This is a genomic window from Desulfosporosinus youngiae DSM 17734, from assembly GCF_000244895.1.
GTDB lineage: Bacteria > Bacillota > Desulfitobacteriia > Desulfitobacteriales > Desulfitobacteriaceae > Desulfosporosinus > Desulfosporosinus youngiae.
The window spans coordinates 3616655-3629982 of the sequence record NZ_CM001441.1; the positions used below are offsets into that span (position 1 = coordinate 3616655).

A 13328-nucleotide genomic window follows, 5' to 3' on the forward strand; every position below is an offset into this window, starting at 1 on the left:
GAGTCAGGACGATTTTGGTTTATCGTTTTAGTCTGAGAGCAAAGCTTCGACCATCATTTCCCCGTAGGCTTCCACCCCGACCTGAGTCAGATGAACTCCGTCTGCATAAAAATAATCCTTATGGCCGCTGCTGGCTGAATGCCAATCGATCAGTCTGGTCTTGGGGTAAGACTGGGCTGCTAGTCTCAGGGTCTCATTCACCTCTCCTTCCCAAGGCTTGGGGACCCGGGTATTGACCAGCAGGATCTTCGCACTTCCTTGCAGGGACTCCAGAGTCTCCTGTAGTTGTTTTTCGCTGAACGAACCGTTCGTTCCTAATTGAATAATCACGATTTTCCCCAGCTTACCTTCTTCCCGAAGCCTGGCAATGGCATCCGGGGCCTGATACATCTGTCTGCCGAGCTGGGCGTCGATGACAATCCCAGGCAGGCGTTCCTGGAAAACAGGCTCCACATTGATCATTACGGAATCACCAATGACCGTAATGTCATCCCCCTTGAGCCCGCTCTGCTGATCTGTCCCGGTAAGTTTTCCCTTGGCGGCACTATCTTCTTTGTCCAACTCTTGATTTTGAGCTTGAGCTTGAGTTTGAGTCTGTTCTGCCGTCTCATAGCTCTGCGCTATAGCTTTTGCTGAAGTTTGCCTCCCTTCATTCGGCATCACAAACACCAGCAGAAACATCAATACCATACCCATCATAATTTTAGCACCGTGGGCCAATGGTCTCCGCCTCCGCACCGGTTTGCGCCGTCCGTAGCGGATCGGGTCTTCGATCAGGTAACGGGACAGGACAGCCAGGATAATGCTTAAGGCAATTTGCCAGAGTGTGCGGGAAAGGTTAAAGCCTTCCGTATTGACAACCGGACTAGTCAGGATGATGACCGGGTAATGCCACAGGTAAATTCCATAGGAACACCCTCCCAGCCAGCGCAAGGGGCCCCATCCGAAGAACCGCCCCAGATAGCTGGCCGGGTGAGCCAGAACCGCCACCAGACAAGCTCCCGCCACAGAGAAGAGCAAGAGTCCGCCCTGATAGAGAGAGGTCTGGTATTGGCTGGTTTTCCCGATCATCAAAAGGACCACCAATAACCCCAGACTCCCCACCCCATCCAGCGCCAGTCTCTTTTTGCCGGACAAGTCCGGGTTCATCTTACTGCTGGGCCATACCATAGCCAGAACGGCCCCCGCCAGCAAAGCAAAAGCACGGGTATCCGTTCCATAATAGACCCGGCTGGGATCATGCCCCGGTATATAAAGCAGCGCCATTGCTGCAGCGGAAGTCAGAGCGACAGCAGTTGTGGCCCCGATCAGCCATTTGCGCTGCCGGAAACAGTGCAGTCCCCATCCCAAAAGCAAGGGCCAGAAGAGATAAAATTGTTCTTCTACCGCTAAAGACCAGAGATGCCCCAGCGGAGACGGCGGACCGAAACTTTCAAAATAGGATACCTGATGGAAGATCAGATACCAGTTACTGGTATAGAATACCGCAGCCAGCGCTTCCTGCTTCAAGGCCGTCAGGCGTTCCGGAGCCCCAAGCATCATCCAGGACATCACGCCTGCCAGCATTAAAAAAAGGGCCGGCAGCAACCGCCTGGCCCGGCGCAGCCAGAAATCTTTCAAATCAATCGCTCCGGAGTGCTCCCATTGCTTAAGCAGAATATTGGTGATCAAATAGCCGGACAGCACAAAGAAAAGGCTTACCCCTAAAAGCCCTCCCGGCGCCCAGCTCAGATTGAGATGATAAGCAATCACGGCAAACACCGCTAAGGCTCTCAGTCCGTCCAATCCGGGCATATAGCCGCTGGAACCCGCCCGCAATCTCCTTTGGTGTAAATTCGATTGATTCGTTTTCTTGCTGCAATTCATCTTACTTTCACTCTCCACTTGTGCCTGGCTTAAGATTCTTCTCATCACGCCATAGCCATTCCTTCCTTTTCACCTTACCAAGTTTTGAGTTTCAGTGCTTTACAAACTATTTAAAATTCCTTACGAAAAAGTTAAAAATTCACGAATAATGGCAGATCGTGTACAATTAAAGAACAAGAAAACAATGACTTTTTTGAACTCCATAACTTTTATTCTTATTGTCATCTTTCTTATTTTACTATATAATAAAAATTATAATCGTTACAATTTTACATACCCATTATTAGATCTCAATATGTTTGACAGGCAGTCATTAAAAATGTAACAAACTTATGAATTTCCGGCATCGTTGTCAAGGTCGGAGACAGTATTTCCCCTTCGCCGAAAATCTCTGCCCTTCCCTTGACAATCCAGATATGCAGCACCTATTCAAGATTTTATTATGAGGAGGAAGTTTATGGATGAAAGAAGCAAATGCCCGGTAACCGGAAGAACGCAAAATGCCGCTGCAGGCGGTGGCACCTCTAGCAGGGACTGGTGGCCAAACCAGTTGAACCTCAAGATTCTTCATCAGAACTCAAGCTTAGGTAACCCGATGACTCCAGAGTTTAACTATGCTGAAGAATTCAAGAAGCTCGATCTGGCAGCTTTGAAAAAGGACTTATATGCCCTGATGACCGACTCCCAGGATTGGTGGCCCGCGGATTACGGTCACTACGGGCCGCTTTTCATCCGGATGGCCTGGCACAGTGCAGGCACCTACCGCACCAACGACGGCCGCGGCGGCGCAGGATCCGGTTCCCAGCGCCTTGCGCCCCTTAACAGCTGGCCTGACAACGTGAACCTCGACAAGGCGCGCCGTCTGCTCTGGCCCATCAAACAGAAATACGGCAGGAAAATTTCCTGGGCAGACCTGATGATCCTGGCCGGCAATTGCGCTATTGAGTCAATGGGACTTAAAACCTTCGGCTTTGCCGGCGGACGTGAGGACGTTTGGGAGCCGGAAGAGGATATTTACTGGGGTTCTGAAACCGAGTGGCTTGGCGATAAGCGCTACTCCGGCGACCGGGATCTCGAGAATCCCCTGGCCGCCGTACAAATGGGCCTGATCTACGTGAACCCGGAAGGGCCGAACGGCAACCCTGATCCCGTCGCCTCCGGCCATGATGTTCGGGAAACCTTCGCCCGCATGGCCATGAACGATGAAGAGACAGTCGCCCTCGTCGCCGGCGGACACACCTTCGGCAAGTGTCACGGCGCGGGGGATGCGGCGCATGTCGGTCCGGAACCCGAGGCCGCCGGCCTTGAGGAACAAGGTCTCGGCTGGAAGAGCAGCTTCGGCAGCGGCAAAGGCGGGGATACCATCGGCAGCGGCATTGAAGGTGCCTGGAAGCCGAACCCCACCCAATGGGATATGGGGTATCTGAAGGTACTGTTCAAATACGAGTGGGAACTGGTCAAAAGCCCGGCCGGTGCCCATCAGTGGCTGGCCAAAGACGTGGCCGAAGAAGACATGGTAGTTGACGCTCACGACCCGTCCAAGCGGCACCGGCCCATGATGACCACGGCAGATCTCTCCCTTCGCTACGACCCGGTCTACGCACCCATTGCCCGGCGCTACCTGCAAAACCCTGAGGAATTCGCCGACGCCTTCGCCCGGGCCTGGTTCAAGCTAACCCACCGGGACATGGGGCCTCGTTCACGCTATATCGGTCCTGAAGTTCCCGGGGAGGAACTGATCTGGCAAGACCCGGTGCCTGCAGTGGATTACGAATTGATTAATGAACAGGATATTGCGGATCTCAAGGGGAAAATCCTGGCTTCCGGCCTGTCTGTCTCCCAGCTTGTCACAACCGCTTGGGCGTCGGCCTCCACCTTCCGCGGCTCTGATAAACGCGGCGGGGCCAACGGGGCGCGCATCCGTCTGGCACCCCAGAAGGACTGGGAAGTCAACCAGCCAAGTCAGCTGAATACTGTGCTGCAGGCCCTTGAAAAAATCCAAACAGAATTCAACAGCGCCCAGTCCGGCCAAAAGAGGGTTTCTCTCGCCGACTTGATCGTCCTGAGCGGCTGTGCAGGTATCGAACAAGGGGCAAGAAATGCCGGCAACAATGTATTGGTTCCCTTCAAACCGGGACGCACAGATGCAACCCAGGAACAGACCGACGTGCATTCCTTCGCGGTACTCGAACCCAAAGCAGACGGGTTCCGCAACTACCTGAAAACCAAAGTTTCCGTATCGGCGGAAGAACTTTTGCTTGACCGTGCCCAACTGCTGACCTTGACCGCTCCCGAAATGACGGTTTTGCTTGGCGGCATGCGCGTCCTGAATGCCAATTACGGACAGTCTCCGCACGGTGTCTTCACCAAAAAACCGGAGTCACTGACCAATGACTTCTTCGTGAATCTCCTGGACATGGGTACAGCCTGGCAGGCCGCATCCGAGGATAAAAATATCTTCGAGGGCCGCGACCGCGGAACAGGCGAACTGAAGTGGACCGGCACCCGTGTCGATCTCGTCTTCGGTTCCAACTCCCAGCTTCGGGCCATTGCAGAAGTCTATGCCTGTGACGACTCTCAGGATAAGTTCTTGCATGATTTCGTGTCCGCCTGGAACAAGGTGATGAACGCAGATCGTTTCGACCTGGCCTGATCACAGCCCAAATGGCTTTGCACTAAAAGACATTACTATCAGACATATTAACCATTGTTAAGGCGGAAGCACTTTGAGAACGTGCTTCCGCCTTATATTTGAAATTAAACTAAATGCTCAGGCCCGCATAACAGCTCCGCCTCAACTTCGTCGCAGACTTGATACTCTGAGACACCTATAGGTGCGATAAAAAGGGCGTTCATTTTCAGCAGGGAGTCGGGCAGGTTCTGATCCCAACCCAAGGGGGTGGCTTCATAGCTCCCGTCCCGCCTGGCCAGAATCAGCCTGACATAGGTTTCATAATCCGGCCATTTCTGGAGAGGCTTGGTCAAGCTGACTCTGAGCTTCGGGCGCCGGGGCGCCGGCAGGCCGTAATAATGGTGAACCAGTCCGCATACACACCAGTCCATAGCCAGAAAAGCGGCAAAAGTAGGGCCGGGCAGGTTAATCACCGGTTTACCGCCAATCATGGCAATACCCACCGGCCTTCCGGGAACGGCCTTAATACCGTGCTGGAAAAGATCGGCCTTTTTCTCAAGCAGGCCGGTATTAAAGTCCTCGACGCCTTTGGAGGAGCCGCCGTTGATGAGAACCAGATCGGCTGTCATCAAGGCTTTGTCCAGAGCTTCCGCCAATTCTTCCGGTTTGTCCTTGATGATCGGATAGCATGCCACCTCCGCTCCCCATTGCTCCAGCAGGGCAGCAACCATCAGACTGTTGCTTTCGATGGTTTGGCCCCGCTCCGGTTTGATTCCGGCATGGATCAGCTCGCTTCCCGTAGGTATATAAATGACTTTGGGTTTTCTGATAACTTCCAATTGATAAATTCCGCCCAGGGCCAGCATGGCCAGGTGCAGGGGAGTCAGCCGGACATGAGCTTCCACAATCAGATCCCCCTGCCGAACCGCAGTCCCCGCCTCTCCCACACAGTCCCCTTTTTTAAAAATAAAGCCCTCGGCCAGGCCAAGCCGGTTGTTGCTGTCGTAATAGATCTCCTCAACCGGGATGATGGTATCGAACTCATCGGGGAAATCATCCCCGGTATCGGCCTGAACATAGTCAACACCCTTCACCCAGCGGAGGGTATCCGGCAGTCCGTTGATAAAATCAGCGGAGCGGACGGCGATTCCATCCGCCTGGGAAATGCGGTAAACCGGCATAGTATTTCGGGAATAGAGGGGCTTTGCCGTGACCCGTCCCAAAGCCTTTTCCAAGGAAATCCATTCTCCTTCATCTTTCGGGTTCCAAGCTTTTAACAATAACTCTAAGGCTTCCGCTCTGGTGACGGAAAAATCCGTTCTTTCACTCATATCTGTTTCTCCCTTCGCCATAAATTGCTGCTCTGATCATTTTTATGTACTCCTTATCTGAGGAAATTTTCTGCGGAGCGTTTCCCTTCCGCCCTTTATTTATTAATCGTAAACTGAAAGTGATTGTGATGAAACTTCAGCAGGCCTTCCTGCCGGAGCTTGCCCAGCTCCGTGGACAAGGAACTTCGTTCTACATACAGAAAATCTGCCATTTCCTGCCGACTGAAGGGAATATAGATAGTATCGCTTTGCTGTTTATCCCGCTCCTGGGACAAATAAGTGAGGATTTTCTCCCGCAGGGTTCTGTGAGCCACGATATCCATTTTTTGGAGCATTCGCTGATTCTGCTCCGCCAAGATCCGGATCAGATTTAAACTCAGCCGGGACAGACTATCCCAACTCTCACCATTCCCCCTATCCAGCTTTTTCAGATCCAGGTACAGGCAGATACACTTCTCAGCCGCTACAATACTGCTTATCTGACAGGGCATGCCGGCAAAAGCCTGGCTGCAGCCTAACAGGCTGCCGGAGACTATATACTCCAAAATCGAGCATTTACCCCGGACGTCGTATTTGATGTGCTGAGCGCAGCCGGCCAGGATACAGCAGGAGCGAACAGAATCATCGCCACGGCTGCCCACAGTATTGATCGGTGTTCCTGCCTCAATGGTCTCCACTGCCGCTGAAAGATAGTCGAGGAGACCGGGAATCTCTTCCTCCCTCAATCCGCGGAACAGCGGGTGGTCTTTGATGAGTGCCAGGTATTTCTGATATGGTTTTTCGCTTTTCATCGGCTCACCTCCTAAGAACCCGCTGTTCCCCTTACCCTTCCGCATCTTATCTCCGGAGGGGGGCAATTTCTTCCAAAACCAACAATAGAAAAAACCGGCTGGATCAGGAAATAAACCAGCCGGTTAAAAGGACACGCTTTTTAAAAACAGATTTCTCTGTTTTTAAGCATCATCCTTCTCACAAGTGAAGGCCAGACCGTTTCCTGTCTAACCCCGTAAACCCTCCGGTTTAGGCTTAGTATTCATGGGCAGCTTCCTTTAGAATAAAAAGCTCGGATTTAAATATTCAGTTATTAAGAGTTGTTTATCTTACACTACACTACACTACACTACACAACATAACATAACACAAACTAATAAAAAGATAAATAGCTTGCTTTTTGTTTACATTATATTTTATGTACCATTAGTACCATTATTTGTATCCGGGTAGATGGTCTTATTTTTTCTTATGCACAAGCAATAAGCAGATTATAGTTAAGCACTCTAAAAAAATATCCTTCTTGCGTTTAATCCGCGCAGAAGGATATTTTCAGCGATTCAACGTTTACCGGTTCCTGATCATTATTTTCAGGAAAGTCCGTTGCTCTTGGCATGGTTGAAATTGGGAGCCATAATCTTCCAATCCTCCGCGCCGAGATCATAGTTCATAAAGGTCTTATAAAACTTTTCCGCCTCTGCTTTAACATCAATATCTTTAAACTGCTCGGGATACATAATCTTGGCCATCTGCAGCACTCCCAGGGCCATTTCCACATCCCCGTTCCACTGGGTGACCCCCATGGGCATGATATAAACGTCCCCGCTTTGGATTGCCTTAATATTCTGGTAGCGTTTATCCGCCTTCCACTCGTCATAATAGGCAGCCATTTTTTCATCAAAAGGTGTGGTGACAATGGTCTGGAAAATAAAGTCCGGGTTCCACTGGGTGATATTTTCCGCGCTGGTCGTGAAGTAACGGTTGCCTGCCTCGGCCGCTACGTTAATACCGCCTGCCGCCTTCACAGCCCAGCCACAGGAAATATTATTGGCAAAAACCTCAAGCATAGTGGTACGGACGACAAGGGCTGTCTTGCGCTGGGATTCCGGAATCCCGTCCACCCTTTGTTTCACCATCGCCAGGATATCATTGGTATATTTCAGGTATTGCTCTGCTTTCTCCGTCTCGCCAATCAGATCGGCAACCCCCAGCAATTCCTTGTGCCAGCCTTCAAACACGTCATCGGAGTTGGGCGTCATCATCCCGTCAATATACACAGGCATATTCAGGGACTTCATTTTCTTATTGGCTTCAGCAGCCGAATTAGGGGAGATAATAACATCCGGGTTGGATTTCAGCATTTCTTCAACGTTCACTTTATCGAAGCTGCCATAATCGGGAATGCTGAGAATCTGGGGAAAGGCATGCCGCATCCAGGCATAACGGCTGGTATCCGCCATGGCAGACACCAAATCCACTCTTCCCAGCAGGGCAACTGCGCCAAAGGAACCCATCCAGGAGGTGATAGCCACTTTATTCAATTTGGCGGGTAAGGTAACACTGTTTCCGGCCATATCCACTTTGGTGACAACCTGGGATTCCTGCCCGGCAGCTTTATCTGCCGTTCCATTGGCAGCTTGAGGTGCATTGTTGCAGCCCACTACGGAAAACATCATTAGAAACCCCAAAACGATACTAATTACTTTTATGCTCTTGTTCATGACAAATTTCTCCTCTCTTAAATGACCATGGTAAAATTTTATATCCTAGGCATCTGCCGGTTCACAATTATTTGGCAACTTATTGCTTCCCTCCTCTTTTCCGCCCTAGGACAGCGGAACGCATACTTTTATGTCTGTCGAGCCTGTTACGGCGGAACGCGGCAGAATACCCGTGTTGATGATTTTCGTCTCAACAGCATAAAGATCCCTCAGGCTATGCTCTGTGATGACCTGATTGGGGCTGCCCGTTGAATAAATCCCCCCGTCTTTCAGCAGGAGCGCTTTGTGAGAATACAAAAAGGCATGATCGGGAAAATGGGAGGCCATGATGATGCTGAGTCCTTTCTCAGAAAGCCGGTATATCTGGTTCAGCACCATCTGCTGATTGCCGAAATCCAAAGCTGCCGTCGGCTCATCCATGATCAGGATTTTCGGCAGTTGGGCAAGCGCCCGGGCAATCAGCACCAATTGCCGTTCTCCTCCGCTCAGTTCCTGATAGCGCTTGTCAATCAATCTGGCAATGTTAAGCTGCTCAACCACACCCTCTGCGATCCTTTCATCCTCTTTTTGCGGGGAGGCAAACATTCCCAAATAGGCTGTCCTGCCCATTAAAATCACATCCAACACCGAATAGGAAAAGGGCGGATTATTGGCCTGGGGAATATAGCCGATAGTCCGGGCAATTTCAGCTCTGGACCATTGGCTGATGTCCGCCCCGTCAACAGTAACTGATCCGCCTAACATCCGGATCAAGCCCAGCATGGATTTGAACAGGGTGGATTTCCCTACGCCGTTTGCGCCTAAAATGCACAGAACTTCCCCCGCCGCAACCTGGAAATTTATGTTTCTTAAAACCGGCTTGTCCGCCGAATAACCGCAAACCCCATTTTTCAAGGCAAATAGCATTAGGCCGCCTCCTTTCCGCGCAGCATGAGGGAAATAAAGAAGGGCGCGCCGACAATCGCCGTCAAAACACCTAGAGGAATTTCCACACTGGACAGGGAGCGGGCAAAATTATCCACCAAGAGCAGGAAACTACCGCCGATAATCAGGGAAGCGGGCAGCAAAAACTTGTTGTTGGGTCCGACAATCATGCGTGCCAAATGAGGGATGACCAAACCAACCCAGCCGATCAAGCCGCCAATGGAAATAGACGCGGCAGTCAGTATGGTGGCGCAGACAATAACAACAATCCTCAATTGTTTCGTCTCAACACCCAAGGCCTTAGCTTCATCTTCACCCATGGAAAGAACATTCAGCCTCCAGCGCAGCAAGATCAGAGGCACCGCTCCTATCACCATGGGGATAAGCGCCCAGCCGATATCGGTTATGGTAATATTGGCCAAGGTGCCCAACAGCCAGAAAGTGATGGTCGGCAGTTTGTCCAGCGGGTCGGCCAGGAATTTCAGCAAAGACACCAGAGCGCTGGCCAATGAGGATACAAAAATCCCGGAAAGAATCAGGGCCAGAGCGGGGTCGCGCTTAATCCTGCTGCCGACAAGACAGGAACAGCCCACAGCCAGCAAGCTCATGGCAAAAGCCGAAATCTGAATCCAGACCGCTCCCAAGCCGTTAAAAATAGCCAAAGCCGCTCCAAAGGACGCCCCTGCGGAAGCTCCCAGGATATCCGGGGAAACCAGAGGGTTTTTAAAAACGGCCTGATAAGAAGCCCCGGCCAGCGCCAGCAAGCCGCCGATCAAAACTGCCGCAATGATTCTGGGAAATCGTATATAAAAGACAACTGTCTCAAAAGAATCCGGCCAGGTAGGGCTTATAGGGAACACTTTACTCATAAATATCAAGGTAACTTCGCGAAGGCTGATGCCGCTGTAACGTCCAAAATTAAATGAGCCGATGAAAATGACTATTAAAACCCCTAACAGGACAAACAGCTTAAGGTTCAGCAGCCTTTTTTGTTCACTGCGGCTTAAACTTTGCTTCATATTATTCTCCCTTCTTATTTATATATAAAAATGCGACCTGCTTTGAGGAATTAAAAGCAAGCCGCATCAGTATCTTCAGCGGTAAGGCATTCTTCTGCCGCAGCTTTTCCTTCTCAAAAGTGAAGGTTAGACCGTTTCCAATCATAACCCCGTGAGCCCGTAAAGTTCAGACTCAGGTTCTGACAGCATGAGTTATCCTTTTAGCTGTCAGAACACGGAAAAGACCTATTATTTGTATTATTTTACGATATAAAGGTGGAAATTGTCTGTTCGATTTATAACCTGTCCTAAAATATTTGATGATCAGCAGGTCAAATTGTGCAACGTTGCATAATTCGACCTGCCAACCCCCTGAAGGAGGATTTAAAAAGCCAAAAGCAGAACCTTACAAATTAAATATAAGAATTTGAACACGAGGGTGATTGCAAATGAAGGAAGCACTTTTTGACCACGTCGCCGCACATTATGATTCCTGGTATGGTACAGAGCTTGGCTCCGTATCGGACCAAGTTGAACGTCATCTGGCTCAATCCATGTTTAAGGCACCGGGGCCCCGGGTTCTGGAGATCGGCTGCGGTACCGGACAATATACCGGCTGGCTTGTGCAGGAGGGATACGAAGTCACTGCTGTGGATATTTCCGCTGAAATGATGGCTCTGGCCCAAACGAAACTAGCGGCCCTTGCGGAAAACACCGCAAACGCTAAGCCTGTTCACTGGCGTCATGCGGATATTACAGAAATTCTGGATCAACTTGTATTCTATGATGGGATTTTTTCCATGACCGCCTTTGAATTCATACCGGAACCGGAAAAGGTCCTGCAAAAACTTTTTAGTCATTTAAAACCCGGGGGCTGTATGGTGATCGGACTCATCGCCGGCAGGAGTGCTTGGAGTGAATACTATGCGGAGGCAGCCCGCAGCAATCCCGCTTCGGTCTTCGCCCGTGCTGCTCTTTACAGCAAAGAAGAAATAAGCTCCTGGCAAATCGGTGTACCTGCCGAAATCGGCGAATGTCTCTTCTTCCCGCCCAAGGTTCAAACAACAGCCGAAGCCCTGGCTATGGAGGAGAAAAAAGAAGGCAATCCTGGGTTTGTGGTGGCCAAGTGGGTAAAGGACTGATGAAAACCTCAAAGCTTATGGAAATGATCAGGACTAACCCCAATGCCATAGCCTACATCCCTAATCCCTCGGATGAGCTAAAGTTATTGGCTGTTCAACAAAATGGACTTACCTTAAAATATATAGAAAATCCAACTCCAGAGATGCAGAAATTAGCCCTGGACAATAATAGCCGGGCGATTCAATTTATCAATAACCCTACCGAGGATATGATGACCAAAGCAATCAATGACAGCTGGGTTAACTTAGAGTATATTGAAAGCCCAACCGATCCGTTAATCAAATTGGCCATCAATCAAGCCGGCTGGGCTATCAAATATGTTCAGAATCCAAGTGAGGAATTGCAGTTATTAGCCGTACGAAAAAATTACGATTCCATTAAGTTTATCCAGGAGCCTAGTGAGCGTGTCCAGGAAGAGGCTGTAAAAATCAGTTATGATGCCTTAAGATATATTAAGTCTCCAACCCCTCAAGCGGAGCTTCTGGCCATCAAGAAGAACGAGAGGGCTATTACCTTTATCAATAATTTAGATAAACCTAAAATCTTAGAATTTCTGAAAACCAATAGTTTAGTGATTAACTATGTTATGCAGAAACTATCTAACTCTGAATTAGAACAAGTTTTAAAGGAAGTCCTAGCCAGGGAAGATGTAGACGAAAACTATGTCCGGGATTTTTTAAATTGCAGTTATATCCATCAAAACAGCGGCCTTCTGCCCATGGACAAGGTCATGTTTATTTATAAATATGGAAGCAAAAAGGCGAAAAAAATAGCTGTTGATGAAAAGCTGAAGATGCTGTAGGAGTGAGACATCATGAATTTTACAGACACCTTAAAAAGTGTTGACTTAGTGCTATCCACAGGAGAAGTTCCTTTAATCGTTGGGGAAAGCGGCATCGGCAAAACAGCCTTAGCCAGAGAAATTGCTCAGGCAAATCATTGGAGTTTAATTGTTATAAATGGGAATCTCCTTAAAGAAGGGGAAATCGGCGGTCTGCCCACCATAGAATCCTATTCAGGGGTTAACGGCAAAGCAGACCCGGTGGAAAAGAAGGCGACAGTCTATGCCGTCCATCATAAGCTGCGGGAAATCGATGAAGAAATAGCGCGGGGCAAAACCGTTCTTTTATTTATCGACGAAATCAACCGTTGTGAACATACCGTCCAGCAGGAACTGATGAATCTAATCTTAAATCGAGAAATCAATGGCTATAACCTGCCTGAAGGGGTAAAAATCTTAGCAGCCATGAATCCTTCCAATAAATACGGTTCGGATTTTGATTACCAGGTGGTCGATATGGATGCCGCTCAAGAAAATAGATTTGTCTGGTTATTCATGGAGCCTGATTATCATCAGTGGATCACTTGGGCCATTGAGGCCGGAATTGAGCAGAAGGTTATCGAGTTTATCTCTGTCTTCCCCGAATATTTGCATAAGATCAACGAAGATGATCTTAGAGCCACGCCCAGAAGCTATGAGCGAATTTCCAGCAGTTATAAGGTCTATAAAGAGAACAACGATTCCATACCCAGATCCGTGTTTTTAAATGTTGTCCAAGGAAACGTCGGACGCTTAATAGCCGAAGAGTTTATGAGCTTTGTGGAATCCGATTATCGCCCGCTTATCTCTTATGAGGATGTTTTTTCAGGACATTTTCTGCCTGAATCCCTCAGAGAAAACGTAAAAAAGGAAAGTCATACCCGGCTTTATCTAGCCGCCAAAAATATTCTCAAACGCTTAGAAGCAGCTATCTTCAATGATCGTGATGATTCGGGTTTTTACGTGGACAGACTGATTGAGTTTTTAAACCTCTATCCCGTGGATTTAAAGATAGGAATCATGAAGGATATAAAAAACAGTTATCCTGAGGTTTACAAACCGGCCATCGAAAATGAAGGGTTTATCGAATCCTATTTTGAATCTTATGGTTTAATCCGGTGA

Annotated in this window: 10 protein-coding genes and 2 riboswitches; of the genes, 4 read left to right on the top strand and 6 right to left on the bottom strand. The window is 49.2% G+C overall.

The features are described 5' to 3' along the window. Nucleotides 1–27 precede the first annotated feature (27 nt). Nucleotides 28–1866 carry an acyltransferase family protein gene (locus DESYODRAFT_RS16950; protein ID WP_042339815.1) on the bottom strand — a complete coding sequence of 613 codons (1839 nt, stop codon included), beginning with the start codon at nt 1864–1866 and terminating at the stop codon, nt 28–30. Nucleotides 1867–2323: 457 nt separating this feature from the next. On the opposite strand from DESYODRAFT_RS16950, the gene katG reads away from it, so the two are divergent. Further along, nucleotides 2324–4519 (top strand): catalase/peroxidase HPI, encoded by a 2196-nt coding sequence (katG, locus tag DESYODRAFT_RS16955; RefSeq protein ID WP_007784954.1) that lies wholly within the window; start codon nt 2324–2326, stop codon nt 4517–4519. Between the two features lie 104 nt (nt 4520–4623). Here katG and DESYODRAFT_RS16960 read toward each other — a convergent pair whose 3' ends face one another. From DESYODRAFT_RS16960 to DESYODRAFT_RS16980, 5 genes are all read right to left on the bottom strand, one after another. Next, entirely contained in the window at nt 4624–5829 is a 1206-nt protein-coding gene (locus DESYODRAFT_RS16960) for a molybdopterin molybdotransferase MoeA (protein WP_042339817.1), read from the bottom strand. Nucleotides 5830–5924: 95 nt separating this feature from the next. Then, nucleotides 5925–6620 carry a Crp/Fnr family transcriptional regulator gene (locus DESYODRAFT_RS16965; protein ID WP_007784957.1) on the bottom strand — a complete coding sequence of 232 codons (696 nt, stop codon included), beginning with the start codon at nt 6618–6620 and terminating at the stop codon, nt 5925–5927. Between the two features lie 158 nt (nt 6621–6778). Then, nucleotides 6779–6910: riboswitch (molybdenum cofactor riboswitch) on the bottom strand. 280 nt (nt 6911–7190) lie between these two features. Continuing rightward, entirely contained in the window at nt 7191–8321 is a 1131-nt protein-coding gene (locus DESYODRAFT_RS16970) for an ABC transporter substrate-binding protein (protein ID WP_007784959.1), read from the bottom strand. A 105-nt stretch (nt 8322–8426) separates the two neighbouring features. Further along, nucleotides 8427–9227, bottom strand: a complete 801-nt coding sequence (locus DESYODRAFT_RS16975) for an ABC transporter ATP-binding protein (protein ID WP_007784961.1) — start codon at nt 9225–9227, stop codon at nt 8427–8429. Beyond that, nucleotides 9227–10264, bottom strand: coding sequence for a FecCD family ABC transporter permease (locus tag DESYODRAFT_RS16980; protein WP_007784962.1), 1038 nt, complete (start codon nt 10262–10264; stop codon nt 9227–9229). Before DESYODRAFT_RS16980 ends, DESYODRAFT_RS16975 begins: the two co-directional genes overlap by 1 nt. Before the next feature lie 90 nt (nt 10265–10354). Next, nucleotides 10355–10496, bottom strand: a riboswitch (molybdenum cofactor riboswitch). A gap of 196 nt (nt 10497–10692) precedes the next feature. On the opposite strand from DESYODRAFT_RS16980, the gene DESYODRAFT_RS16985 reads away from it, so the two are divergent. The 3 genes from DESYODRAFT_RS16985 to DESYODRAFT_RS16995 are packed head-to-tail and all read left to right on the top strand — an operon-like array spanning nt 10693 to nt 13328. Beyond that, nucleotides 10693–11385 (top strand): class I SAM-dependent methyltransferase, encoded by a 693-nt coding sequence (locus DESYODRAFT_RS16985; protein WP_007784965.1) that lies wholly within the window; start codon nt 10693–10695, stop codon nt 11383–11385. Further along, nucleotides 11385–12188: a hypothetical protein gene (locus DESYODRAFT_RS16990; RefSeq protein ID WP_007784967.1), complete on the top strand. Its 804-nt coding sequence runs from the start codon at nt 11385–11387 to the stop codon at nt 12186–12188. The genes DESYODRAFT_RS16985 and DESYODRAFT_RS16990 overlap by 1 nt, the downstream gene beginning before the upstream one ends. Nucleotides 12189–12200: 12 nt before the next feature. Continuing rightward, entirely contained in the window at nt 12201–13328 is a 1128-nt protein-coding gene (locus tag DESYODRAFT_RS16995; RefSeq protein WP_007784969.1) for an ATP-binding protein, read from the top strand.

Bases quoted from the DNA above. Each gene is read 5' to 3' on its own strand.
- DESYODRAFT_RS16950 (WP_042339815.1), bottom strand. From the start codon at position 1,866: ATGAATTGCAGCAAGAAAACGAATCAATCGAATTTACACCAAAGGAGA.
- katG (WP_007784954.1), top strand. From the start codon at position 2,324: ATGGATGAAAGAAGCAAATGCCCGGTAACCGGAAGAACGCAAAATGCC.
- DESYODRAFT_RS16960 (WP_042339817.1), bottom strand. From the start codon at position 5,829: ATGAGTGAAAGAACGGATTTTTCCGTCACCAGAGCGGAAGCCTTAGAG.
- DESYODRAFT_RS16965 (WP_007784957.1), bottom strand. From the start codon at position 6,620: ATGAAAAGCGAAAAACCATATCAGAAATACCTGGCACTCATCAAAGAC.
- DESYODRAFT_RS16970 (WP_007784959.1), bottom strand. From the start codon at position 8,321: ATGAACAAGAGCATAAAAGTAATTAGTATCGTTTTGGGGTTTCTAATG.
- DESYODRAFT_RS16975 (WP_007784961.1), bottom strand. From the start codon at position 9,227: ATGCTATTTGCCTTGAAAAATGGGGTTTGCGGTTATTCGGCGGACAAG.
- DESYODRAFT_RS16980 (WP_007784962.1), bottom strand. From the start codon at position 10,264: ATGAAGCAAAGTTTAAGCCGCAGTGAACAAAAAAGGCTGCTGAACCTT.
- DESYODRAFT_RS16985 (WP_007784965.1), top strand. From the start codon at position 10,693: ATGAAGGAAGCACTTTTTGACCACGTCGCCGCACATTATGATTCCTGG.
- DESYODRAFT_RS16990 (WP_007784967.1), top strand. From the start codon at position 11,385: ATGAAAACCTCAAAGCTTATGGAAATGATCAGGACTAACCCCAATGCC.
- DESYODRAFT_RS16995 (WP_007784969.1), top strand. From the start codon at position 12,201: ATGAATTTTACAGACACCTTAAAAAGTGTTGACTTAGTGCTATCCACA.